The sequence below is a fragment of the Alkalihalobacillus trypoxylicola genome (assembly GCF_001590785.1).
Taxonomy (GTDB): domain Bacteria; phylum Bacillota; class Bacilli; order Bacillales; family Bacillaceae_D; genus Alkalihalobacillus; species Alkalihalobacillus trypoxylicola.
In genome coordinates this window covers 17,467-42,752 of sequence record NZ_LTAO01000016.1, presented here as the reverse complement: position 1 = coordinate 42,752, position 25,286 = coordinate 17,467, and the positions used below count along the sequence as shown (strand labels likewise).

Annotated in this window: 23 protein-coding genes and 2 riboswitches; of the genes, 5 read left to right on the top strand and 18 right to left on the bottom strand. The window is 35.8% G+C overall.

What is annotated here, in order from left to right:
• Positions 1-123: 123 nt before the first annotated feature.
• The 4 genes from ribH to ribD are packed head-to-tail and all read right to left on the bottom strand — an operon-like array spanning position 124 to position 3,575.
• A complete protein-coding gene (gene ribH, locus AZF04_RS11790; protein ID WP_061948893.1) occupies positions 124-591 on the bottom strand; it encodes a 6,7-dimethyl-8-ribityllumazine synthase in 468 nt (155 codons plus the stop codon).
• Positions 592-612: 21 nt separating this feature from the next.
• Positions 613-1,824 carry a bifunctional 3,4-dihydroxy-2-butanone-4-phosphate synthase/GTP cyclohydrolase II gene (locus tag AZF04_RS11785; RefSeq protein ID WP_061948892.1) on the bottom strand — a complete coding sequence of 404 codons (1,212 nt, stop codon included), beginning with the start codon at positions 1,822-1,824 and terminating at the stop codon, positions 613-615.
• Positions 1,825-1,839: 15 nt separating this feature from the next.
• A complete protein-coding gene (ribE, locus tag AZF04_RS11780) occupies positions 1,840-2,493 on the bottom strand; it encodes a riboflavin synthase (protein WP_061948891.1) in 654 nt (217 codons plus the stop codon).
• A 2-nt stretch (positions 2,494-2,495) separates the two neighbouring features.
• Entirely contained in the window at positions 2,496-3,575 is a 1,080-nt protein-coding gene (gene ribD, locus AZF04_RS11775; RefSeq protein WP_174522659.1) for a bifunctional diaminohydroxyphosphoribosylaminopyrimidine deaminase/5-amino-6-(5-phosphoribosylamino)uracil reductase RibD, read from the bottom strand.
• 727 nt (positions 3,576-4,302) lie between these two features.
• Positions 4,303-4,442, bottom strand: a riboswitch (FMN riboswitch).
• Positions 4,443-4,556: 114 nt separating this feature from the next.
• On the opposite strand from ribD, the gene AZF04_RS11770 reads away from it, so the two are divergent.
• Positions 4,557-5,321 (top strand): class I SAM-dependent methyltransferase, encoded by a 765-nt coding sequence (locus tag AZF04_RS11770; protein WP_061948890.1) that lies wholly within the window; start codon positions 4,557-4,559, stop codon positions 5,319-5,321.
• A gap of 53 nt (positions 5,322-5,374) precedes the next feature.
• On the opposite strand, the gene AZF04_RS11765 is transcribed toward AZF04_RS11770, so the two are convergent.
• The 4 genes from AZF04_RS11765 to AZF04_RS11750 form a co-directional block, all read right to left on the bottom strand.
• Positions 5,375-5,689 (bottom strand): winged helix-turn-helix transcriptional regulator, encoded by a 315-nt coding sequence (locus AZF04_RS11765; protein WP_061948889.1) that lies wholly within the window; start codon positions 5,687-5,689, stop codon positions 5,375-5,377.
• 437 nt (positions 5,690-6,126) lie between these two features.
• Complete coding sequence (locus AZF04_RS11760; RefSeq protein ID WP_061948888.1) at positions 6,127-7,110, bottom strand: AEC family transporter; 984 nt, start codon at positions 7,108-7,110, stop codon at positions 6,127-6,129.
• 68 nt (positions 7,111-7,178) lie between these two features.
• Positions 7,179-7,796 (bottom strand): SIMPL domain-containing protein, encoded by a 618-nt coding sequence (locus tag AZF04_RS11755; RefSeq protein WP_082795336.1) that lies wholly within the window; start codon positions 7,794-7,796, stop codon positions 7,179-7,181.
• 129 nt (positions 7,797-7,925) lie between these two features.
• Positions 7,926-9,635 (bottom strand): ABC transporter ATP-binding protein, encoded by a 1,710-nt coding sequence (locus AZF04_RS11750; RefSeq protein WP_061948886.1) that lies wholly within the window; start codon positions 9,633-9,635, stop codon positions 7,926-7,928.
• A gap of 364 nt (positions 9,636-9,999) precedes the next feature.
• Between AZF04_RS11750 and AZF04_RS11745 the strand changes: the two genes are divergently transcribed.
• Genes AZF04_RS11745 through AZF04_RS11730 form a run of 4 tightly spaced genes read left to right on the top strand, consistent with a single transcriptional unit; the run spans position 10,000 to position 12,351 of the window.
• Positions 10,000-10,806 carry a hypothetical protein gene (locus tag AZF04_RS11745; protein ID WP_061948885.1) on the top strand — a complete coding sequence of 269 codons (807 nt, stop codon included), beginning with the start codon at positions 10,000-10,002 and terminating at the stop codon, positions 10,804-10,806.
• Between the two features lie 4 nt (positions 10,807-10,810).
• Positions 10,811-11,194, top strand: a complete 384-nt coding sequence (locus tag AZF04_RS11740) for a GntR family transcriptional regulator (RefSeq protein WP_061948884.1) — start codon at positions 10,811-10,813, stop codon at positions 11,192-11,194.
• Positions 11,191-11,883, top strand: a complete 693-nt coding sequence (locus tag AZF04_RS11735; RefSeq protein WP_061948883.1) for an ATP-binding cassette domain-containing protein — start codon at positions 11,191-11,193, stop codon at positions 11,881-11,883. Before AZF04_RS11740 ends, AZF04_RS11735 begins: the two co-directional genes overlap by 4 nt.
• A 27-nt stretch (positions 11,884-11,910) precedes the next feature.
• Entirely contained in the window at positions 11,911-12,351 is a 441-nt protein-coding gene (locus AZF04_RS11730) for a hypothetical protein (RefSeq protein ID WP_061948882.1), read from the top strand.
• A gap of 56 nt (positions 12,352-12,407) precedes the next feature.
• On the opposite strand, the gene AZF04_RS11725 is transcribed toward AZF04_RS11730, so the two are convergent.
• From AZF04_RS11725 to AZF04_RS11680, 10 genes are all read right to left on the bottom strand, one after another.
• Entirely contained in the window at positions 12,408-12,842 is a 435-nt protein-coding gene (locus AZF04_RS11725) for a peptidylprolyl isomerase (RefSeq protein ID WP_061948881.1), read from the bottom strand.
• Between the two features lie 161 nt (positions 12,843-13,003).
• Positions 13,004-14,320 (bottom strand): diaminopimelate decarboxylase, encoded by a 1,317-nt coding sequence (gene lysA, locus AZF04_RS11720; protein WP_061948880.1) that lies wholly within the window; start codon positions 14,318-14,320, stop codon positions 13,004-13,006.
• 101 nt (positions 14,321-14,421) lie between these two features.
• Positions 14,422-14,600: riboswitch (Lysine riboswitch) on the bottom strand.
• Positions 14,601-14,680: 80 nt separating this feature from the next.
• Positions 14,681-16,162: a spore germination protein gene (locus AZF04_RS11715; RefSeq protein WP_061948879.1), complete on the bottom strand. Its 1,482-nt coding sequence runs from the start codon at positions 16,160-16,162 to the stop codon at positions 14,681-14,683.
• Positions 16,152-16,715, bottom strand: a complete 564-nt coding sequence (gene spoVAEA / locus AZF04_RS11710) for a stage V sporulation protein SpoVABEA (protein ID WP_061948878.1) — start codon at positions 16,713-16,715, stop codon at positions 16,152-16,154. The genes AZF04_RS11715 and spoVAEA overlap by 11 nt, the downstream gene beginning before the upstream one ends.
• 6 nt (positions 16,716-16,721) lie before the next feature.
• The gene (gene spoVAE, locus AZF04_RS11705; RefSeq protein ID WP_061948877.1) at positions 16,722-17,072 is read right to left on the bottom strand and encodes a stage V sporulation protein AE; all 351 of its coding nucleotides are present in this window, start codon (positions 17,070-17,072) and stop codon (positions 16,722-16,724) included.
• A 3-nt stretch (positions 17,073-17,075) separates the two neighbouring features.
• Complete coding sequence (spoVAD, locus tag AZF04_RS11700) at positions 17,076-18,083, bottom strand: stage V sporulation protein AD (RefSeq protein ID WP_061948876.1); 1,008 nt, start codon at positions 18,081-18,083, stop codon at positions 17,076-17,078.
• Between the two features lie 21 nt (positions 18,084-18,104).
• Positions 18,105-18,566: a stage V sporulation protein AC gene (spoVAC, locus tag AZF04_RS11695; RefSeq protein ID WP_235599978.1), complete on the bottom strand. Its 462-nt coding sequence runs from the start codon at positions 18,564-18,566 to the stop codon at positions 18,105-18,107.
• Positions 18,567-18,745: 179 nt separating this feature from the next.
• On the bottom strand, positions 18,746-22,900 hold the full coding sequence (locus AZF04_RS11690; RefSeq protein WP_064504119.1) for a bacterial Ig-like domain-containing protein: 4,155 nt from the start codon (positions 22,898-22,900) through the stop codon (positions 18,746-18,748).
• A 156-nt stretch (positions 22,901-23,056) separates the two neighbouring features.
• Positions 23,057-24,292, bottom strand: a complete 1,236-nt coding sequence (locus AZF04_RS11685) for an ABC transporter permease (RefSeq protein WP_061948874.1) — start codon at positions 24,290-24,292, stop codon at positions 23,057-23,059.
• Entirely contained in the window at positions 24,282-25,211 is a 930-nt protein-coding gene (locus AZF04_RS11680) for an ABC transporter ATP-binding protein (RefSeq protein WP_061948873.1), read from the bottom strand. Before AZF04_RS11680 ends, AZF04_RS11685 begins: the two co-directional genes overlap by 11 nt.
• Positions 25,212-25,286: the final 75 nt, after the last annotated feature.

The window sequence follows — 25,286 nt, the reverse complement described above, 5'->3', positions numbered from 1 at the left end:
TATCCAAACGAAACTAAATAACCAGTCGCCAATAGATTATCGACAACTGATTATTTAAAAAGGTGTTTTACCCTGTCTCAAAAACGGGGGTCACTCCCAACTCTCTCCTACTCAGCTTCTTTTTTAATGAATACTTTTTGCTAAATTAGCCATTTCTATCGCTGTTGTTGCAGCATCCCAGCCTTTATTTCCAGCCTTCGTTCCTGCTCTTTCAACTGCTTGTTCAATCGTATCAGTTGTTAATACCCCAAATATAACCGGTTTACCTGAACTTAAAGATAACTGTGAAACGCCTTTTGCTACTTCATTACATACGTAATCGAAATGCGGAGTTGCGCCTCTTATAACCGTCCCTAACGTAATGACAACATCATAATTATTAGTGTTTAATAGCTGATTAGCAGCAAAAGGGATCTCGAATGCACCGGGAACCCACGCTACATCAATATCCTCTTCCTTTATTCCATGACGTACTAAAGCATCCTTTGCTCCACCTAATAATTTGCTTGTAATAAATTCGTTAAATCTCGCAACAACAATCCCCACTTTTAAATCACTTGCTACTAAATGTCCTTCGAATACTTGTCCCATGTTCATCCTCCTAATGGATATTTATTGATTAAATTTTAAAAAGTGCCCAAGCTTTTCCGTTTTAGTTCGTAAATATTTTTCATTGTCTTTATTATGAGGCAATTGAATGGGCACTCTTTCCGTAACCGTTAATCCATAACCACTTAATCCCGTAATTTTTCTTGGGTTATTCGTTAAAAGCCTCATTTGCTTCACGCCCAGATCACGCAAAATTTGCGCTCCAATACCGTATTCTCTTAAATCAGCTGGGAAGCCTAGTTTTTCATTAGCTTCAACTGTATCATAGCCTTCCTCCTGAAGTTTATAGGCTTTTAATTTATTCATTAGCCCTATTCCTCTTCCTTCTTGTCTCATATATAACAATATACCATTGCCTTCTTCTTCAATTTGAGTTAAGGCTGCATGAAGCTGAGGTCCACAATCGCAACGGTGAGAACCAAATACATCACCCGTTAAACACTCAGAGTGCACGCGAACTAAAGTAGGAGTATCTGGGCTAATAACACCTTTTACAAGTGCTACACTTTCTGTTTGGTCAATTTTATTGGTGTAACCTACCGCTCTAAATTGCCCAAGTGCTGTAGGAAGTTGAATTTCAACTTCTTTTTTAACCAGTGTTTCCTTTTGATGACGATATCGGATTAAATCCTTTATCGTAATCATTTTTAATTGGAATTTATTCGCAAGTTCTCTCAGCTGTTGAACTCTTGCCATTGAGCCATCCTCATTCATTACCTCACAAATGACACCGGCTGGCTTTGAACCAGCTAATCTCGCTAAATCTATCGCAGCTTCTGTGTGACCTGCTCTTTGAAGAACTCCACCTTTCTTCCCTATTAACGGAAAAATATGACCAGGCTTTTTAAATTGATGCTTATGGACCTTTTCATTTACTAAGGCGAGTACCGTTTCTGAGCGTTCAAATGCGGAAATACCTGTTGTGGTTGTTTCAAAGTCAACACTCACTGTAAAAGCCGTGCCATGAGGATCGGTATTGACATCCACCATTGGAACTAATTGTAATTCAGAGGCTCTTTCTTCCGTAATGGGTGTGCAAATTAACCCACGTCCATATGTAGCCATAAAATTAATCACTTCTGCGGTTGCAAATTCGGCAAGCGCGATGAAGTCTCCTTCATTTTCACGATCTTCATCATCACATACAATAACCACTTCTCCCTTTTGTAAGGATTGAATCGCTTCTTCTATTGTATGAAAACTTTCTTTTTCCATTTCAAGACACCCCTTTTAACTAAAGCCGTTTTCTTCTAAAAATGTTTGATTTAATTTTGATGTTGAAGGTGTTTCTTCTTGTTTGATACCAAGCATTCTCTCTACATACTTGCCTATAATATCGCACTCGATATTTACAATATCTCCAATTTGTTTGCTACCAAGGATCGTCTCTTGCAGGGTGTGTGGAATAATTGAAATCGTAAAAATATGATCTGTTACATCAAAGACTGTCAAACTAATTCCATCAACCGCAACAGAACCTTTTGGAATGATATAACGAGAGAGCCTATCCTTTACAGAAATTTGAAAATAGACAGCATTATGCTCTCGTTTTTTACTCAGGATTGTACCGACCCCATCAACATGTCCCGACACAATATGACCACCAAAGCGAGAATTGGCACTCATCGCTCTTTCTAAATTAACTTCATCACCTTTTTTAAGGCCTTCTAAACTAGTTGAATAAATCGTTTCTGGCATAATATCTACACTAAAATGATGATGATTGAAGGAGACAACGGTTAAGCAAACACCATTAATACTTATACTATCTCCTAAGTGGACATCAACAATCACTTTACTTGCCTTAATGGTCATAACCATCGCATTGCCGTTTCTTTGAAGAGCTTCTATTTTTCCCTTTTCTTCAATAATTCCAGTAAACACATTTATCCCTCCAAAACCTCTGAAACCAATTTAATATCTGGCCCTAGCTTCTCTACCGTTTTTATTTGAAGTAGCACGGTATTAGACAAACTTTCAATTCCAGCCCCTCCACTAAAGGTTGGCGCATTTGCACCGCCGAATAGTTTTGGGGAAATATAGGAAACCACCTGCTGAACTAAATGATGCTTAATAAATTCACCATGAACCTCAGCACCACCTTCAACGAGTATTGAAGTAACTCCTTTTTCAGCTAATGCTTTTAACACTGTTTTTAAATCCGTTCCTATATTGAATACTTCAACACCTCTCATTTCAAATTTCTGAATGTCAGATTCCTTGACTGCCTTATTTGTAAAAATCCATGTTTGACTCTGCTTATCATTGATTAATTTAGAACTTAGGGGCGTTCGAAGATTCCGATCTAAAATAATCCGTATAGGGTTGATACCTCCACCCTTCAACCTTGTCGTTAAAGAAGGATTATCAGCTAAAACCGTTCCAATTCCTACTAAAATACTATCATGAGAATGGCGATAGTAATGAGCGTCCTCTCTAGCTTCTTCTCCAGTAATCCACTGACTTTCTCCTGTAACAGTAGCTAGCTTTCCATCTAGTGTCGTTGCTGCTTTTAATGTCACAAATGGCATGCCGGTTAAAATATAATGGAAGAAAACGGCATTAAGTTCAATCGCTTCTTTTTCAGCTATTCCTACATCAACGGTTAGCCCTGCCAACTTTAATTTTTCGATACCCTTTCCTGAAACTTTTGGATTTGGATCCAAGGTAGCTACTACCACTCTTTTTATTCCACTTTTAATGATTAAGTCAGCACATGGTGGTGTTTTCCCGAAATGACTACAAGGTTCTAGGGTTACATAAATCGTAGAATTTTTCGCCTGATCGCCTGCCATTTTAAGGGCGATCACCTCTGCATGGCCCTCTCCTTGTTTCAAATGAGCTCCCATTCCGACAATTCTACCATTATTAACTACTACTGCACCGACCATAGGATTCGGAGTAGTTTGACCTTCTGTTTGTTTTGCTAATTGAAGTGCTAACTGCATAAACTCATGGTCTCTCACTACAATCACCTCTCACATGTCTAATTCCACAAATCCCTATATAATTGAACCCACTTTCAACATTTCTATCTTATAATGAAAACCGAACGATTAGGTTTTTGATTTTCACTTTAGGTAGATGCTTTCCCAAGGGCTTGTCTTTAGCTAACTCAGACTACGCAGAGCTCCGTCAGAGTGGATCTTCAGACTGCGCTGATCCTTTGGGAGTCACTACCTACCGTTACAATCAACAAGTTAATTAACAAACCATTCATTTAATTTTTTAATTTACTTTAAACCCTTTTCATCATTCATACCTATAATGAAAACCACTCGATTAGATTCTTGATTTTCACTTTAGGTAGATGCTTTCCCAAGGGCTTGTCTTCAGCTAACTCTGACTACGCAGAGCTTCGCCAGAGTGGATCTTCACACTGCGCTGATCCTTTGGGAGTCACTACCTACCGTTACAATCAAAGAGTGAATTAGAAAACATTCAGTACATTTTTATAATGAATGGTCGGTTCCATTCACTTATAGAGCAATGATGAAATTCACTCAATTACTAAAATTTATGAAATAAAAAAATACCTTGAAGAAATATTTCCTCAAGGCAGTGGGTTTTTAGATTAATTAAGCAATTCAAATAAACTTGAGGATTTCAAAAATTTGATCATCCAAAAGTCATTTTGTAGGCACTTCAAATAAAACAATTCTTTTTTATTACTAAAAATAGAAATGCCTAGCTCTACTCTTTCTCCCATCCAGACTTTAACTGTCGGTTCTAGACTCACACTAGATCAACCAATTTAAATAAATTGGGTCACGGACTTATAGATCGCTCTATTTACCGTCGGTCGGGAATTTCACCCTGCCCCGAAAGAAATGATTTAGTTGTTTAAAAAAGTTTATCATTCGAATTCATAAAAAGCAAGCTATAAGAACGACTATGGTATAATGATGTTCGAATATTCAAAAATAAGTATAGAGTAGGTGTTAAGTTTGAATACAAATTGGAATTCTACCTTATATGACGAGCATCATCATTTCGTTTCTGACTATGGTCAGAGTTTAGTGACCTTATTGCAAAGCCAAAAAGGAGAACATATTCTAGATTTGGGCTGTGGTACTGGTGACTTAACTCAAAAAATAGCTGAAACAGGTGCAATTGTAAAAGGAGTAGACCATTCCCCCTCGATGATCCAAAAAGCGGCTTCTAAGTATCCAAACCTTACTTTTGAAGTGGGACATGCCTGTCAGTTAGAGGACGTCTCTACATATGATGCTATTTTTTCAAATGCGGTTTTTCATTGGATTCAAGAACAAGATTCACTAACAAGTTCTATTGCAAAAGCAATGAAAACAAATGGAAGGTTAGTCGTTGAATTTGGAGGAAAGGGAAATGTCGAAAAATTAAGAGAAGCTTTAAGTGAAGCTTTAGAACACTTTGAACTTTTGGAACAAAAAAATAAGCTTCCAGATTGGTATTTTCCGAGTGTGTCAGAATATACAACAGTACTAGAAGCACACCAATTAACCGTTACTTTTGCAAAACTATACCATAGAGTGACTCCACTTATTGGTGAAGATGGCTTACGCAATTGGTACAAAATGTTTACTCCTGCTGTATTTGATTCGCTCGATTTAGAGCAGCAAGAGTTCGTTTTTTCGTATATAGAAAAGAAATTAAAAAACTCTTTATATGATACGGTTCAAAATGTTTGGAACATCGATTATGTAAGATTACTTGTTATTGCTTTTAAATAATATCCTTACGTTGTAGGTACAAAAGCTTCTTTATTAGGAGAAAAAGTCACCTATTATTCATGAATCCAATCGTCCGCCCATTTCGATAATTCAAGTAAAGCCGGCTCTAATGCCTTTCCTTTCTCAGTAAGACCATACTCGATTCTTACAGGTGTCGTTGGATAAACCGTTCTCCTTGCGATGCCTTTTTCTTCTAGTTCTTTTAATCTCTCAGATAGCATTCTTGCATTCAATGACGGAATAGTCGTATGTAATTCACTAAATCTTTTTGATTCTTTTAATAAAGCATGAATAATGAGTCCAGTCCATTTTTTCCCAATCAATTCAAATACAGGATCTAAATTCATACATTGGTCATGATTAACCATTACCTTTCCACCCCCACAGAACTATACTACCATAAATAATTCATATAGTACGGTATTAAGGTCTTGTTTATCATTAAAAATTACATTTATTTTACTTTTTTTAAGTAAATAGTACCTAATTGAATCCATTTCATCATACATATCTTATAATGAAAACCGAACGATTTGGTTTTTGATTTTCACTTTAGGTAGATGCTTTCCCAAGGGCTTGTCTTCAGCTAACTATGACTACGCAGAGCTTCGTCATAGTGGATCTTCAGACTGCGCTCATCCTTTGGGAGTCACTACCTACCGTTTCAATCAAGAAGTAAATTAAAAACGTTTAAAACATATTTTATAAGAAACGTTCGGTTTTATCCGTTTATAAATCAATGATGAAATTCACTCAATTACTTTTATTTTAAAAATTCTACTCGTTTCTGATAATTAAATGTAACTTAAAATATCTGTATTAAAAAATATAATATAGGTAAGACGATTATTAATAATGCTGTATTTACAATCCAATTCGCATTCGCTAAATCCACATCCAATTTATACAACTGAGGCGGTACTAAAGAAGAAACAGCCGGTGGCATACATGAGAGTATTAATATTACCTTTACTAACAGACCATTATAAATTTCTCCCATTCCTACTAATAAAGCTAGTGAAACGATCGTAATAGGCACAACAACAAACTTTACTGCAGAGAGTGACAGACTTTCTTTTAAATACCTTCGAACGGCTGTTAGCCTCATGGAAAAACCTAATGGAATAACTAACAAAAAAGATGATAAAGGAACTAACCATTGATTTAATGGTTCAAAGAAATCCGGTCTACTAAAATCTGATATATTCAGTCCTCCACCTATTAAAATGGCTAGAAATGTAATCATGATAAAAGGGTCAAAAATAAATCTTTTCCAAGCTTTTTGCCCTGACATGTCCCTTTTATTACCTTTTTCTCCAAATGCCTTGGCAATCGGAAAGCAAACACTATAATAAAAAAGCTCTTCAAATAAGCGAAACATGGCTGCATAAGCAATACCCGCTTCACCTAAAAATAAATAGCAGAACAAAGTACCAAAGCTACCAATATTAATAAATGCTCCACTTACAAACATTGACCCAGTTTGTGCATTTTTTAACTTGTATATTTTTGAAAGACCAAGAGCTAAAACTCCTCCAAGACTCAAGGTAAGGATACCAAGTAAAGGTAAGAGAAAAAGGCGCTGATCATTTAATTCAACGTGCCAAAAGGCCCCCATTAAAATAATTGGATTAATCCCTAACAACACAAAGCTAAGAAGACCTTTTAAGACACGATCTAACGGGATTTTATTTGAAATAATTTGGTGCTCAAACAAATATCGAATCCATTTACCTAATCCTAAACCTAGTACGATGATTCCAATTGCCAAAATAAAAGTCCATATCATAACGATTGCCTCATTTTATAGTGATTTCCTTTATTTTACCACGACTTTTACTTTCGTTATTTTCCTTTTTAAAGATAATGGTACATCACTTCAACTTGACTTGTAATAATAAGCTTTCCAGGTTGTATAGAAGTTGCAGAACTGTTTTCAAAGAGCATCGTTCTTTGAAAAAACGGTTGACTCCCTTCTTTTATCTCTTTTACATAGATAGGAGGTACATCCAACTCAACATCTAGCGTATTCACTATTACCTGTGCTTTTCTTTTGGCATCATTTAACGCTTTTACTAATGCCTGTTCTTCGATTTCTGAGACATCTTCTAATGTAAATTCAATTGACAAAACCTGATTGGCACCACTTCGAACAGCCGCATCGATAATCTCTCCAGTTTCATCTAAATCTCTGATATTAACATCAAGTAAATGGGTAATCTGATAATGCTTAAACTGCTGATTTCCGTCGATAAAATCATAGACAGGAATAATCTGATATTCACTTGTTCGGATATCTTCATCCTTTATTTGGAAGCTCTTAAGGGCATTCATGACATTTAACAGTAAATTCGCATTTTCAGCTTGTATGGCTTCTACAGAATCCCCTACATTTTGAACCCCTAAAATGATTTTTGCTAAATTAGGTGTTGCAGAAACTCTCCCCATTCCAAAGACGGTTAATTCATTCATCATTTTTACCTCCTTCTTTTTCAATCGATTTTATTCTACTAATCAACTAATCAGAACTAAAAGTCCAGTACCCTAAATAAAAAAAGATGGCAAGAATAATCTGCCATCTTTAAAACTTTACTAGCTTTACTTTTAACCAAATTGAGCATAATGTAGTCGAGAATAAATCCCTTCTGATTCCAGAAGTTCATGATGACTTCCTTCTTCAGCAATACCTTCTTTTGTCACAACCATAATTCGGTCCGCATTTTTAATCGTGGCAAGTCGATGCGCAATAACTAGGGTCGTTCTCCCTTTAGAAAGCTCCATTAATGACTTTTGGATAGCCACTTCTGTCTCAGTATCCAAAGCAGAAGTCGCTTCATCCAATATTAAAATCGGAGGGTTTTTGAGGAACATCCTAGCGATAGCTAGCCTTTGTTTTTGCCCTCCTGATAATTTAACTCCTCTTTCTCCAATAACTGTTTCTAGCCCATTTGGCTGTGATTTTAAGAAATCAGTAAGCTGAGCCTTTTCAGCTGCGGACATAATCTCTTCATCACTAGCGTCTAATTTACCATAAGCTATATTTTCACGAATGGTTCCTGAGAATAAAAAGACATCTTGTTGAACGATTCCGATTTGAGAACGTAAGGAATTCAGCTTAACATCTTGAATATTATGGCCATCTATCATAATTTCTCCAGCCTCTACTTCATAAAAGCGAGGCAATAAGCTACATAATGTTGTTTTGCCAGCCCCTGAAGGACCAACAAAAGCAACCGTTTCACCTGGTTGAATCGTTAAGCTAATTTCATTTAATATTTTGTCTTGTTTTTCATAACCAAAACTTACACCTTTGTAATCAATTTTACCTGTTACGTTTATTTCATAAGCATTTGGAGAGTCGGCAATATCCGGCTCCGTATCTAAAATTTCTGTATAACGTTTAAATCCAGCTATTCCTTTAGGATAGCTTTCTATAACCGCATTTATTTTTTGGATCGGACCTAAAAGAATATTAGATAAGAGAATAAATGCAACAAATTCACCTGCAGTTAATTGATTATTAATAACAAAAAACGTACCAAATAATAAAGTAAATAACGTCACAATTCTCATTAGCATATAATTGGACATAATATTTTGGGCCATTATTTTATAGGATTGCAATTTCGTTTGACGATAGGCTTCATTATTAGTTGAAAACTGCTTTTGCTCGTGTTTTTCATTAGCAAATGCTTGTACAACTCGAATTCCCCCTATACTGTCTTCTACTCTTGAATTGATTTCCGCTACATCTCCGAACATTTTTCTAAAGGTCACGGTCATTTTTTTATTAAAATGAATAGCAAAAATCATTAATAAAGGAATGACAATAAAAGAGATGATTGCTAATTTCCAATTGATTCCCAACATCAATAAAAAGGCACCTAACAAGGTCATAATCGCAACAAAAACATCCTCTGGACCATGATGGGCCACTTCGCCAATTTCTTCTAAGTCCTTGGTTAATCTTGAGATTGAGTGACCTGTTTTATTATTATCGTAATAGCCAAAAGACAGCTTTTGCATATGATTAAATAGCTTCTGCCTCATATCTGTTTCAATATTAATTCCTAGCTTATGTCCCCAATATGTTACAACGAAATGCAGAAAAGTATTTAGTACATAAATTAAAAGTAATCCTAGACAAGCCCAAACAATAATCGACCAATTCCCTTGAGGTAATAATTGATCAATTACGCGATTGACAGCTAAAGGAAAGGCTAATTCTAATAACCCTACTAAAATTGCGCATGAAAAATCTAGTATAAACAACCATTTATATGGTTTATAGTAGGAAAAAAATCTTTTCAAAATGACACACCCTTAATATTTCTTTTTTCTCTTCAAAGCCTTACTATGTTTTCTGAATTTCACTCTCCGATTCATTAAAGAATTTGTTTCATTGAATTTTCGTTAGTATAACGAAATATAAAGAAATGAGATTGCACCCGATGATAATCATTATCAGTATAATGATCTTTATTCGTTTAATCAATAGGTTTTAAAAAAAAGGTCGAAAATTCGGAAAGAAAAACTCCTACTCGTTAAAAGCAACATTATTTCTCATTATTAAAACCATTCATAATATCGGTTTATCTTTTAAAAAAATGGGCTTGCAAGTATTAATGTATTAGTGTACTATTCAATTAATACAATTTTACTTTAGGAGGAATTTTTTATGAATGCATGGTTACATCTTGTCAAAAAGGAATTTCGATTAGGTTTTCCCTTTTTACTAACCATATCGATTATTTCGATTATCTGCACGATTTCGGCCGTTTATTTAGGCTTCAAACTGGAAAACACTCTATCTCTACCCACACTTGTGATTTTGATCTTTTTAATGGTATGTCATATTTTTTTCTTAGTATTTTACGTATTAAATAGCTTACAAAGAGAAAATTCGACCTTACATTTATGGCTGCACAGTCCTTTTCCAAGCTACGTATTGCTATTAGCAAAAATAACTTCTGGTCTTTTATCTTTATTGATTTCAATAAGCATTCCAGCTGCCCTAAGCATCGTCATCCTAACAACAAACCTATCTCCTATTTCATTAGATAGCTTTATTGCAAAAGAGTCTATATGGCAAGTTATTTGGCTTACTCTAGGTGCTGTCTTACTGGTTATGATTATGATTACTGTCTTTATTATGTTTTGTTGGATTATTTATCGCTATTTAAAGCAATTTCTTCCGTCCTTTTTCAGTTTGTTGATTATGATAGTAGGAATCTTTTTATTGTTAAATTTATATAGTCTGTTCACTGATACCGCCTTTTTTGATTGGTTAACTGGATGGGGAGAGATTACTTTGGCTCCTATCATGGTCGGGATGGAATTTGATTTCACTCAAGTTGGTTCAGATATCGATATTAGAACCGTTCAACCTTCGTTATTTTTAGGTGATTTCTTATTTGATTTACTCCTAATATTTTGTTTATTTTTTATAACGAGTTGGATTCTCGATAAAAAAATTGAGGTGTAATAGTATGACTGAATCGTTTCAATCTAATAAACCTATTTACATTCAATTAGCCGATAGAATCAAAAAACAAATTATTCGGAAGGAATTATTACCTGGAGAAAAGCTTCCTTCTGTAAGAGAATTTGGAGTGAAAATGGGCGTAAATCCAAATACAGTACAAAGAACTTATCGCGAATTAGAAGGAGAGAACATTGTGGAATCGAAAAGAGGTCAAGGCACGTTTATTTCGGAAGATGAAACGATATTGTCAGCAATGAGAGAGCAACAAAAGCATTCTGAGATTTCTCTTTTTGTGCAAAACATGTTCGAAATGGGCTACAACGAAAAAGAAGTATTAGAAGGGTTAAACAAGTTTTTAAATCGTCTAGATGGAGGGACCAAAAATTGATTACTCTAACAAAAGTTGAAAAAAAATATTTTAATAAAATTGCTTTAGCTGATGTTAATTTGACCTTAACAAAAGGAAAAATTATCGGTCTCGTAGGAGAAAATGGAAGCGGAAAATCTACCACATTAAAGTTAATCGCCGGACTTGCCTACCCTACTAAAGGTCATATTGAAGTATTGGGTCAAAAGGTCACAAGACAAATCGCTTCTTCTGTTAGTTATTTGTCAGAATTAGATACGTACTACTCTTTTTATACAATTGAACAAACCATTGCTTTTTACGCTTCTCAATTTCAAGACTTTAATACGGAAAAAGCCTTTCAAATGTGCGAATTCTTAAATATTGACAAAAGTAAAAAATGGAAGCATCTTTCTAAAGGAAATCGTGGACGCGTTAAAATCGTATTATCTTTAGCTAGAGAGGTTCCTATTATCCTCATGGATGAGCCTTTGTCTGGTCTTGATCCCCTTGTAAGAGATTCAATTGTGAAAAGCCTTTTAACCTTTGTTGACCTAGAAAAGCAGCTTGTCATCATTACATCACATGAGATTCTAGAATTAGAGTCTATTTTAGATGAAGTCATAGCGATAAAAAATGGAGCGATCATTGGCCATGAACAGGTAGAAGATTTAAGAGAAATTCATCAAAAGAATATTGTTGAATGGATGAAAGACTTATATAACTCTTAGGATTACAAAAAAAGGAGTGATTAGAGAATGAATGTTAATAAAATGTTTTCCGTTGTCCTCAGTTTCACTTTCATTGCTTGCTTAGTCGCTTGTCAGCAAACAGAATCGAAAGAACAAGAACGACCCGAGAACGAACAAAAAATTGAAGTCCTTTCAAATGAAGGAGTTGTAGAAAATACGATTACTTCAGATAAAAAAATAGAAGAATTTATTGATGCTTTTCAAATGGACGATTGGAGCTTAAGCGAGCAACCGCAACTGTCAGAAAGATTTAAGGAATTCAAACTGTATACACCGAACACGAAAACATTATTAAATGTTGGTAGCAGCCAGGAAAACCTGTCAAATGCATCTATTATTATTTACGAAAATAGTTCTATCATCACTTTTGTTTCCACCTTTATTGAATTGGATTTTGAAATACCATCTAACGCCATAGATGCTGTGTTAGACATGTTGAAAGAATAAAAATCCTGAAAAAAAAAGCTCTGGATTATTTTCTTTCCAGAGCTTGATTTATAAAATTATTCTTCCCAAACCTTTACTTCTTGCATCACATCACCTTGATGAATGCGGTAAATAGAGTCTAACCCTTCTACGACTTGACCAAAGACCGTATGAACGCCATCTAAATGAGGCTGTGGCTCATGAACAATAAAAAATTGGCTGCCACCTGTATCTTTACCTGCATGCGCCATTGATAATGCACCTGCTACATGCTTATGTGGATTTCCTTCTGTTTCACATTTAATTGTATATCCTGGGCCACCTGTTCCATTACCAGTAGGACAACCACCTTGTGCTACAAAACCAGGAATAACACGATGAAACGTAAGTCCATTGTAATATCCTTTATTTGCTAAATCCTCAAAGTTTTTAACAGTATTCGGTGCAGCCTCATCGTAAAAATCAATGACGATTTTTTCACCATTTTCAAATTGAATGCTTCCTTTTTTCATATATGTATGCCTCCATCTTTTTAGATTCACTTTATTGTACATGATTTTTAGTGCAAAGGGAAATGATGCGAATATGATGTTAGGAGATTAAATTCTCTTAGTTACTCTTTACGACACAAAAAAATCTGAAACCATCTATCATTTCAGATTTTTTACGTATATTATTTTACAGCTAAAGCTAAAGGACGGTCGAGCTTTACTAAATCTGCATAGGATTCTCGTTCAATCACTAAGTACGCTTCTCCGTCTTCCACAAAAACAACGGCAGGGCGAGGAATTCGATTATAATTATTAGCCATTGAATATCCATAAGCACCGGTACAAAAAACAGCTAAGATATCTTCATGATTAGCTTTTGGTAAAGGTAAATCCCAAATTAACATATCTCCGCTTTCACAGCATTTCCCTGCGATCGAGTATACATTTTCTGTTTTTTCGTTTGCACGATTAGCTAGCACAGCTTCGTATTTAGCTTGATACAATGCCGGGCGCATATTGTCACTCATCCCACCATCCACTGATAAATAATGACGTACTGATGGAATATCCTTTGCTGAACCAATCGAATAAAGTGTTGTTCCCGCATCTCCAACTAAGGATCGACCTGGCTCAATCCATATTTCCGGAACCGCCATATTATGCTCTAAAGATTTTTCTTTAACGACTTCTACCATCGATTTAATATAATGACCAGCAGGTAATGGAGCATCCTCTTCTGTATAACGTATTCCAAATCCTCCGCCTAGATTTAAAACTTTTGGAATAAACTGTAGGTTATTTCTCCATGTATTTATATATTGATATATTTTTTCTACAGCCATCACAAAGCCTGTCGTTTCAAAAATTTGTGAGCCAATATGACTATGAATACCTAACAAACTAAGCTCATCCGATTTAAGTGACTGTTCAATCGCTTGTTCTACTTGACCACTTTCTAAATCAAAGCCAAATTTAGAATCCTCTTGGCCAGTAGAGATGTAATCATGCGTATGCGCTTCAACACCTGGTGTAATTCTTAATAATATATTAATCGTTTTTTGTTGTTCACGACAGATTTGTTGTAATAAATCGAGCTCGTAAAAATTATCAACAACAATACAGCCTATTTCAGCAGTAACGGCCATTTCTAACTCTTCACGACTCTTGTTATTACCATGAAAATGAACTTTTTCCATTGGAACATTGGCTTGTATGGCCGTATAAAGCTCGCCGCCCGAAACGACATCCAAGCTTAATCCTAGCTCATTAGTTAATTGAAACATCGCTAGACAGCTAAATGCTTTACTAGCATAAGCAACTTGGAAGGAAACTCCTTCTTCTTGAAAAGCTGTTTGGAATTCATACGCTCTTTTTTTGATTAATGCCATGTCATAAACAAATAAAGGAGTACCGTAATCGCGCGCTAATGTAACGGTGTCTACTCCACCAATTTCCAAATGACCTAGTTCATTTATTTGACTACTTCCGTGTAAATACATCTTTTCTCTCCCCTTTAACGACCTACCATTTTCTATGGAGAACTTATAAACAAAAAACAGCCAGTGTCGTTACACTAACTGCTTTTACAGGCGTAACCTCATTTTTGAATAGCTCTCCACTGAATTTTATCAGTGACAGTCCGTTATTTATTCAATAACGACCCAGAAATAGGAGCAGTGGTACACTCATATCCTTCGGCAAGTTGACCTTTCTGCAAAATTCATGGCTACCCACTAGCTCCTTTTGCATACTTTTTCTTCCTGCACCTCTACCCCATTTTTGATGAGGTTCATAAATTGTTGTTACTAACTTTATCATATTCCTTCCTTGCTTTCAACAGAATCCTTTCTATTAAAACCTTATTCTTTTTTTAAATCCTGCTTAATTGGATCTTGTGGATTGACAATACTTGGTCGCCATTTCATTGATGGAACCGTTGCTCGAATAATGATTTGCCAAAGTGCTGGTGGATCGAAAGGAATAAATGGCCATAAGTATGGTTTATTAAAAGGCTTGGTTGCCGTTAAAAATAAGATTAAAATCAAAGTCCCTATTACAAAGCCGGGAACTTTGAAAAATCCAATAGCCAAAATTAACGTAATCCTCGCGATCCTTAATGCAATACCTAATTCATGACTTGGAGTAGCAAACATTCCAATCGCACCTAATGACACATATAATATTACTTCTGTCGTAAAATAGCCTACCTCAATCGCCATATCACCAATGAGTAATGCAGCGACTAAACCTAAAGCAGTTGCTAAAGGAGATGGTGTATGTATGGCTGCCATCCTCAAAAGTTCAATACCGAATTCGGCAAACAATATTTGCAACAATATCGGTATATTATTCGTTTCCTCTGGGCCTATAAATTCTAGAGCTGGGGGCAGAAGGTTCGGTTGTATAACTAAAAGTAACCAAAAAGGAATAATAAAAAGGGACGTTAAAATTCCAAACGTCCGAACCCATCTTAAAAAGGTTCCAACTGCTGGCGCCTGTCGATATTCTTCAGCATGTTGGATGTGATGAAAAAAGGTTGTCGGTGTAATAATGACACTAGGAGAAGTATCAACCATAATTACGACATGTCCTTCTAGCAAATGAGTGGCCGCTACATCTGGTCTTTCCGTATATCGAACTAATGGAAACGGATTGACTCCTTGCTTCACAATATATTCTTCGATGACTTTATCTGACATCGTTAATCCATCTATTTCTATTGCTTCAAGTTCCTTTCTGATTATATGTACCAAATCTGGATCGGCCACACCTTCAATATAGGAAATACATATATCTGTTTTAGAGCGAATGCCTACCTGAAGGATTTCATGTATGAGCCGTTCATCACGAATTCTTCTTCTCGTTAAAGCGGTGTTTATGATGATATTTTCTGTATAACCGTCCCTTGCTCCGCGAACAACTCGTTCAGTATCAGGCTCTTCTGGCCCTCTAGATGGATACTGTCTCACATCGACAACAAAAGCCTCATTATAACCCTCTACAATAATAAAGATAAGCCCAGATAACATATGGGTAATAGCTTGATTAACTGATTTTGTTTCCTCAACTTGAACATGAGTTAAATGATTTTTAATCGCCTTAAAAGGGTCGGATGTTTTTCGATTTCGAGACTCGAGGTTCATGAGTTCTTTTAAAATTTCGATTATATATAAATTATCGGTTAAGCCTGTCACATAATAGATACAAACCTTCCGCTCTAAAATTTTCAACTCTCTAACACCTACATCAAAAGAACGATCGAGCTTTAAACGTTCCTTTAAATAAGCTTGGTTTTCATCAATGTTTCGAACAAAATATTTCTCCTCTAATTTATGAGTCAAATTTTCCACTCCTTTCTAAAATGAGTTGAATGGCTTCTCTTGTAATGAGTGCTCCTTTATCTGGTGAATCATAACCACCCATTTTACCGATATCTCCAATCCCAACAACAATAGGAAGGTTCCATTCATCCAGAATATAGACAGAATCTCCATTTATTCTCCCAATTTGCAAATCTGGAAAACCATCCTTATCAACTCCATATTCCGTTAATTCACCATATCGGTCGATACTAACATCCACCTTCGCCCATTCCTTTGAATGTGTTGAGGAAGCAACTGCAATGGCTCCTATCACTTCAATGTTAGGATGATCATGAACTAACCTCATGGCATGCTCCCCTGGTCCTTCATAGCGCCAGCCACTATCATCAAACATAACGAGGACAGGATTACAGGGAGCTAAAAGAATCAGCTCTATGATTTCACTTCCGGTTAAAGTAGTCGGATTTCCGGCTGATTCGGTTATACAGGTGGCACCTAAATACTTGGCGGATAATTCAATCGCTTTTTTTGCCGATTCATCACCGTCAGTTACGAGAATCACTTGCTTCATCTACATTCACCCCCTGGGCTTAAAAAATAAGGCAGCTAAAAAACTAAAAAGGATTGCTGAAGAGAGGCCTCCAGAGGTCACTTCAAATATTCCCATTCCAATTCCAACAAACCCCTCTCTACCTCCTTCAAGCATGGCACCGTGAACAAATGAGTGACCTAAGCTTGTAATCGGAACAACTGCTCCCGCTCCCGCAAAGTCTATTAAACGATCGTATAAATGAAAACCATCCAATAAAGCCCCAAGGGTGACGAGAGAACATAATGTATGGATAGGAGATAGTTTTCCTATATCAAGCAAAGCTTGTCCGAATAAACAAATACAACCTCCTACAATAAAAGCTACTATATATTCCATCAATTATTCCTCCGCTTGAAACGACACGACATGCGCAATACTTGGTATAGACTCTTTTTGATAAATCATAAAAGGATTTAATAATGCCCCCGTTGCCACCACCAATAACTTTTTTATGTGACCATTTTTCATTTCATTGAAAAGGTGGCCAAAGGTAACAACTGCGCAACAAGCAGCACCACTTCCACCTGAAAAAAGCTCTTTAGATGGGTTAAAAATCATCACACCACAATCATCATATCTTTCTGGTAAAATAACTCCTTCTTCTTCTAATAGTTTGCGCAAAATCCCGCTTCCTACACATGCTAAATCTCCACTAGCTATAAAATCATAATCTGAAATATTCATACCTGTTTCCTGCAAATGAGAATGAATGGTTTCAGCTGCGGCAGGTGCCATTGCTGCTCCAAATTGAAAAGGGTTTTTAATTTGATAGTCAACAACTCTACCAATGGTAGCAGCCGTAATTTTAATGTTGGATTTGTTTCTACCAACAATAGCAGCTCCTGCCCCTGTTACCGTATAGGAGGAGGTCGGTGCTCGTTGAATACCAAATTCATTAGGATATCGAAATTGCCTCTCTGCCGTTGAATGATGGCTACTTGTCGCACATAAAACAGAATCAGCATACCCCCCATCTACTAATACTGAGCCCATCGCAATCATCTCCATGGAAGTTGCACAAGCTGAAAACATTCCTAAATAAGGGATACGTAACTCTCTAGCTACATAATTTGAAGTTACCATTTGATTTAATAAATCCCCCGCAAGGAAAAAATCGATCTCTTCTTTCTTTCGATTAGCCTTTTCCAAGCAAATATCAATCGCTTCTGTCATTAATTTCCTTTCAGCTAATTCCCAAGTTTCCTCACCACAATAAAGATGATCAAAATATTTATCAAAACTCTCATTTAATGGTCCGGTTCCTTCAATAGGGCCAACCACCGTTCCTGTGCTAGTTATGTAAATAGGAGTTTGGAAAACCCATGTTTGCTTTCCGACTCTTTTCATGTTCCTCACTCCCCAAATTAATTAATGAATGATAAAAGCGATTAATAATCGGATAAGGCTGACTATATATGAAGCAAATACTCCAATGGCGATAACAGCACCTGTTAGCTTAAACATATGGGCTCCAACACCAAAAACAAGCCCCTCACTTCGATATTCTAAAGCAGCACTAGACATAGCATTTGTAAAACCTGTTACCGGAACTAATGAACCAGCTCCAGCAAATTGACCAAATCGATCAAATATTCCCATTCCTGTAAGCAAAGCTGTTATTAAGATAATCGTTGATAACATTAAACTAAAAGCTTCTGTTTCATTGATCAAAAAAATAGTAAGGTATAAATTACTTAAAGCTTGTCCTAATGTACAAATGATTCCACCAATAAAAAAAGCAATCAGTCCATTTTTTGTGAAAGAGCGTTTAGGCTGAAATAGTTCAATATTTTTATGGTATTGATTCACTTTATTGTTTTTTTCATCCAACGAACTAACCTCCATCTATCGACTATCAGCAATGAACAACCATTTAAATAAAACCTTTTAATTATGTAAAAGGGTTGATTCCTTTGCAACATATACAATAATTAGTATGTAACATTGATAAATTTTCATTCAAAAAAGAGCTAAGGTGAAGATCCTTCACCTTAGCTCATCGTAAAAAATTATGATTGATTCTTTTGTGTTCTTCTTCTTAAAAGAATGAAAATAAAGCTAGCTAAAAGTATAAGAATAGCGCCATTTAATAACCATTGATAATAACCTGCATTTGTTTGTGGTAAATAGTCATGGTCTTTCTTTGACTGCTCCTTTTTGCTATCTTCTACTTTCTCATCGCTTCCACTATCTCCRTCTCCGCTTCCGCTATCTCCGTCTCCGCTTCCGCTGTCTCCATCTCCGCTTCCGCTGTCTCCATCTCCGCTTCCGCTRTCTCCRTCTCCACTTCCACTATCTCCGTCTCCGCTTCCGCTATCTCCGTCTCCGCTTCCAGTATCATCATCCTCTAAATCTGGTGAAATAAAGGCTAAAAATTCTCCCCAAATTATATCTCCATTTTCGTCTCTTTCATAAGGGACAACCTCTTCTAAGCTTTTAAAGTTGCTATCATTTAACGTAATACCGTTAATATTTTGCGAATCTTGACCATTAAAGAAATAATTATTGGTAGCTTCATTTGATTCAGGATATTGATCCCTTACATCATGTTGTATTTGATAAGAAACCATATCATGTAACTTAAAATCTGTTTCTATATGTCTATAAGTAGTAAAAGCAAAATTACCTCCAGCATTGTCAAAAGCAATATTATTCTCTGCTCTTACTCCAGGATTACTATTACTTGTAAAGCCATAGGCTCCATTCCCAAATGCCATACTATTACGAATGATGTGCTCTACATGAATCCCTTCTCCTCCAAGTTTGAATCCATTTTTATCTCCAGCACCTGCCGAACCGTCTTTAAGATAACCATTATGATAGGCGATACTATCTTCAATGATGACCGCTCCAATAGCACCCGTTCCTAATTTCGTGTATAAATCCCAGCCATCGTCAATATTATTATGAGCAATACATCCTCTAAAAATATTGCCTTCTCCCGATGTTAATTTTGCTGCAAAACCATCTGCATTATTTTCGGATGGATCTCGATTAAAAAACGAATCACTATTAAGAATTAAATTATGAGATGGCCAATCTTCAAAGTTTGGAGATCCATCGGTTCGACTAATTTGTAATCCGGTATCGCCATGTTCATAAAAACGACTTCTTTCAACAATGTTATAGCTCCCTCCGACCGTAAAACCTTTTGTATTTGGAGCTGAGCGAGCGAAATCTAAGCCTTTCACATGCCAATAATTTCCGCTTAGAATGACACCTTCTGTTTGTTGATTAAAATCTATTACAGGACGAGTTCCTTCATCTGCCACTAAATATTTTAACGCTTCTTCATTTCCATCGTTATATTTTTTTATATTCAAAGGCTGGTTTCTAATATAGTCCCCTTCTGTTACGATGATTTTTTGACCCGCTTTTACGAATGAAATGGCAGTATCTAAATCAAGTGGTTGCTCTCTAGTTCCTACTCCTGCTGATGTACCATCTGGAGCAACGAATATATCTGAACTTTCCTGATACATCCTCATTTCGACGGTGAAATTTTCAACGATTCGATTATAAGAGGTTAATAATTCCGTATCATCAGGTAAAAAATTAAGGCTAAAATCTGTGAAGTCATTCGCTGCAATGGTTGTAGTAATATTAAGTACTTCATTTTCTGTTAATTCAAATTCTTCATCTAAAAATTGTTCATTTTGTTTGACTGTTAATACTCCATTTACATTTGATTGAACTCTTAGGACATACTCCTCGTCAGAGGTTTGATTTAGAGATACCACTTCAATCTCAGGTGTGACTGGCTCACGAGGTGGCTCTACTTTAGGGGGATCTGTTTGAGCATCAGTAATATTCAGCTCTATGTCACTTACTTCAATGGTGGCTAACCTTGCTGTATAAAACCCTATATACATTTTCTCTTCATTTTGAGAGGTCAAAATTTCTGGCGTATATAGAATTTGCTCATTATCACCATTCAATGCTCCTACAAAGCCTGAGTTATTCTTACTCAACGTTAAACGATAATTCTCGTTTGGATGTGTATTTTCTATGCTTGGTTTCTCATTCTTTACCATCTTAGATTGAATGCCTGCACTACCCTCACCATCAGGAGAAAGAACTCCAGTTCTAGCAAATAATTGCGTACCATTTTCGTTTCTACTACCTCCACTAAAACCACCTATGGCCGCAATATTAGAGGCTAATACACTTGAATCTAATTCCGTACCTATGATATCTCTTGCCATAATTCCAAAAGACTCTTGACCGTCATGTGGAGTTTTTGCATATTCTTCCACTTTAATATTGGCCGATAATTCAAAGTTGTCATTTAGTGCATCTAATTCAACATAATAAAAGGTAATACCATCGTGATCACCTGTTACTTTACCTCCACCTTCTAAAGCCGTCAGTTTAATTACATCATCTGTTACGACTTCATGGAAATTTCGAGATGCTGATATAGACTGTCCAAAACGAATGCTTTTCCAATCGAGCTCCACTTCTTCCCTTACTGTTACATTTAACTCGACAGCAGGGAATACTTCTTGATGATCACGAATAAATATTGGATAAACTCCTGGTTTTTCAAAATCGTAGTTTGATAAATCAATGCTCCAATCATCGCTCGGGATTACTTCTCGATCTCCATTATCATATAGATAGGAAACCTCTAGATTTTCTCTTTCAAAATTTTCTCCGATTTGATAAGTGGTTTGTGGATACTTTGTAATCTCCAACCCGATTCTTTCTTTCTCTTTAACGATAATCGGAATGAATTGTTTTTCTCCTTTAAAATCAATTTCAATATTTTTTTCTCCAGCTTCACTTGTATCAAGACTAGTTACTTCATAATCCTGTGCAGTAAGCCTTACCGTTTGGCCATTTTCATAGACGGCATATAGGATCAGCCCAGATAAATCTAATTCATCACCAATAAAATACGTTTGTTTTTCTGGTAATCTTCTAACTTCAAGTTCTTTTATTTCTAAATCTTCAACCTGAACCGAGAAAGCAGTGATGATTTCGCTCTCCGCTTTTATCGTAAATGTTACCTCCCCTACGTCACTAAAACGATAATTCTGGTCAACTAGCTGTTCATCATGCCAAATCGTAAATTCTTCATTTTCTAACATTCTCTGGTCCCCATTATTGAAAGAAGCAGATACTCTTAATCCAGAAGCATCAAAACGGTCTCCTATAATATATTGTGTAATAGCAGGTAAATAGCGAATCGAGAGCTCTGTTACCTCAGGTTCATTTACCGAAACCGTAAAAGTTGCCGTTACTCCTGAATAATGGACAGTTAAAGTCTGGTCACCTATCATGTCATTAGAAAAACCGGTTACTCTATATTGGCCATTTTCCAAATCTTCAGTGCTTCCATCCTCATAAACTGCCGTTACTTTAAGTTCTGATAAATCTAGCTCCTCACCTACTAAGTAATCCCTTTTCATAGATGTTGGATCGATTAATAATTCTTGTACAGAAATCTCTGGAGGATCGCTTATTATATACTGAATATTCTGAATTTCTATCTCGGTATTTCTTGCAGCAAAAAAACCACCATAATGAAGCTCACCTGTATATTGATCCACCCACTTTACTTCATCATTCACAGACAAACGGTAAAGTGAACCTTCTTTTTCCAATGTTAATTCATATATTTCTCCTTCATTTGGAGCACTCGCTGTAAATTCATAGCCGTTTTTTTCCTGAACACCATCTTGCTTTTTAAATCCCTTTAATTGTTGATCTAATGCACCTACAGCTAAATAATCGCCCGTAAAGCTACCTTCACTTTGATTTTCCAAAATATTCTCTCTTAGCATAATCCCAAAAGAAACTTGATTATTAGCAGTCCATTGATTGACGGTTACTGTAGCACTTATTGAGAAATCTCTACTCTCAGGTAATTCTTGATAATAATAAGCAATTCCTTCAGTACTACTAGCCATCTTCCCGCGATTATTTAGTGCCTTCATGACAACAGATGAGTCATTTTCTTGGATTAAAAAATTTTCTGCTGTGATATTTGCTTGTCCTCCGACATCACCAAAAACACTCCCCTTCCAATCAGAAGAAATTGAAATCATATCTCCTTCTCCAGTTGTTGTCGTGTCATTGGCTAAAACACTTCCTGGAAATGTAGAAAAAACGATAAGAAAACAGAAAAATAAATGCAGTACTTTTTTTCTATTATTCATGTACACCCTCCCCAGTAATCATTTTATTTTTTATAACAACGTTGTCAATCACATTGTAAACGTTTTCAAAAAATAGCGTCAATAGGACTTTTTTATATATAAAAAAAGGTAAAAGAGTGGGTAGACCCCTCCTCTTTTACCCTTAACTTTCTATATTTATTGCTTTAACCACTTGATAATCTCTGCTGGTGTTGCATTTTTCCCATACAATAGAATGCCCGTTTTGAATACTTTCCCTGCCATTTTCATTGTGATCCATATAGATATAGCCAAAATAAGCAAAGAAATGATTATTTCGACCCACGGCCAATTTTCTAGTATAGATAGGCGAATTAACCATACTCCAGGAGCTGTAATAGGGACAAAACTTCCTACTTGAGCAATAATGCCTGATGGATCGGCAATGACTGGGCCAATTAAAATGAATGGTATCCAAGGAAGCATCATAACCATACCTTGAAAGTTACTTGTAGAGCTCATTTCATCCACTGTAGCACCTATTCCTACAAAAATCGAAGCAAATAGTAAGTATCCTAAAACCGCTATCAAAATAAGCACTAATAATTCAGGAACGAAAAGATACTGTAAAATAGGGAAGGTCACATACCAAACTAGGAATGGTAAAATGATTGCTATCCAGCCTATAACTTGAATAATTCCAATAAAGAAGTAACCAATAATTTTTCCTTGCATTAATTCCGTTGGACTAATCGAAGAAAGAATCATCTCAGAAACCTTCTCTTTCTTTTCCTGTGAGGCACTTGTAAAAATCATCATTCCAGAAATAACAACGGAAAAAAGAATCACAGCTGCAAAAAGACCCGGAACTAGCCTTTCTAAAAACGCCATCCCCTCATCACTTGATTCACTTGTTTCGGAAGCATCAGATGGAGATTCATGTTGAAATGTAATAGGATTAGTTGCGAGCATCGCTTCTTGTTCATCAAACCCTAAATATTCTAATTGAATACTTTTCAAAATAGGCTCAATAGCATATAAACTGATTACATCATTTTCATCTAAGTCGTTGCTTAAATAAATTTGTATTTGACCATTCATTAAAGTCTCTTCTGTTAAGCTAAAATATATCGATGATTCCATATTCTCTAAATCTGAGAGCATTACATCCTCATGGACAATTTGATGATCGACTTCCCAGTTTAAACTCTCAAGGTCATCAATACTATTTTCAATTTCTTCCCATATTTCAAGTTCATCATGGATATAAATAGTCAGTGGATTATTTTCATCAGAGCTGTCTCCAGAAAAAAGCATTGGGATCGAGAAAAATAATATAAAGAGAAGTGGAGTCGATAGTATTGAAATAATAAATGATTTATTTTTTACATTTCGTTTAATTTCCCATTTGGCTACTTTCCAACTATTTTTCATTTGGCCACTCTCCCCCTTCTATTCGGTCTGAAGCAATATCTATAAAGATTTCATGAAGTGAAATTCGATCAATCGTTAATTCCTCAATATGTAACTCAGCAGGAAGCCCTCGAATCCACTGATTAATTTTAACATCTTGGTGCAAAAATAAAACTGATTTCTCTCCAACCTGCTCTACTCTTTCAACTTCAGGAATCGTTTGAAGCACTGATTCTGAGTTACTTCCTAAAATCGTACACTTAAAATTAGCAAATTTACGTTTGACTTCATCTAATGTTCCATAAATCACTTTTTGCCCTTTATGTATCATAAACAAGCGATCACATAATTCTTCGACAATATTCATTTGATGTGAAGACAGTAGAATAGCTGTTCCTTGATTCGCTAATGATTTTATTTCCTTTTTAAACAAGTCTTGGCTAACAGGATCGAGACCAGAGAAAGGTTCATCTAATATGAGTAGTTCTGGCTCATGTATGATAGACGCAATAAATTGTACTTTTTGAGCCATCCCTTTAGACAGCTCCTCTATCGAGCTTTTATCTTTTCCTTCAAGACCAAGTCTCTCTAAAAGTTGAAGGGCGCGTTCTTTTGCCTTTACTAGTGGATAATTTTTTAAATCTGCAAAATAGAGAAGAATGTCCATTACTTTTACATTCTTATATAAGCCTCTTTCTTCTGGAAGATAGCCTACTTTTTCTCGGGGAATTTCTTTCACAGGCGTTCCATTAAATTGTATTTCTCCTTCGTCTGGATACATAATACCTAAAGTACTTCGAATGGTCGTAGACTTACCTGCCCCATTCGGACCAAGTATCGCCATGATCTCACCTTTTTGAACCTCTAAAGATATATCAGAAATGACTTTCTTATCCTTGAAAAATTTCCCAAGTGAGTCAATTTTCAATAGTGGTTGCATTCATTTCACCGTCCTTATTTATTTGTATATATTCTTATACGGTGGAAAATAAATAAAGTTTCATTTTTTCGTTAT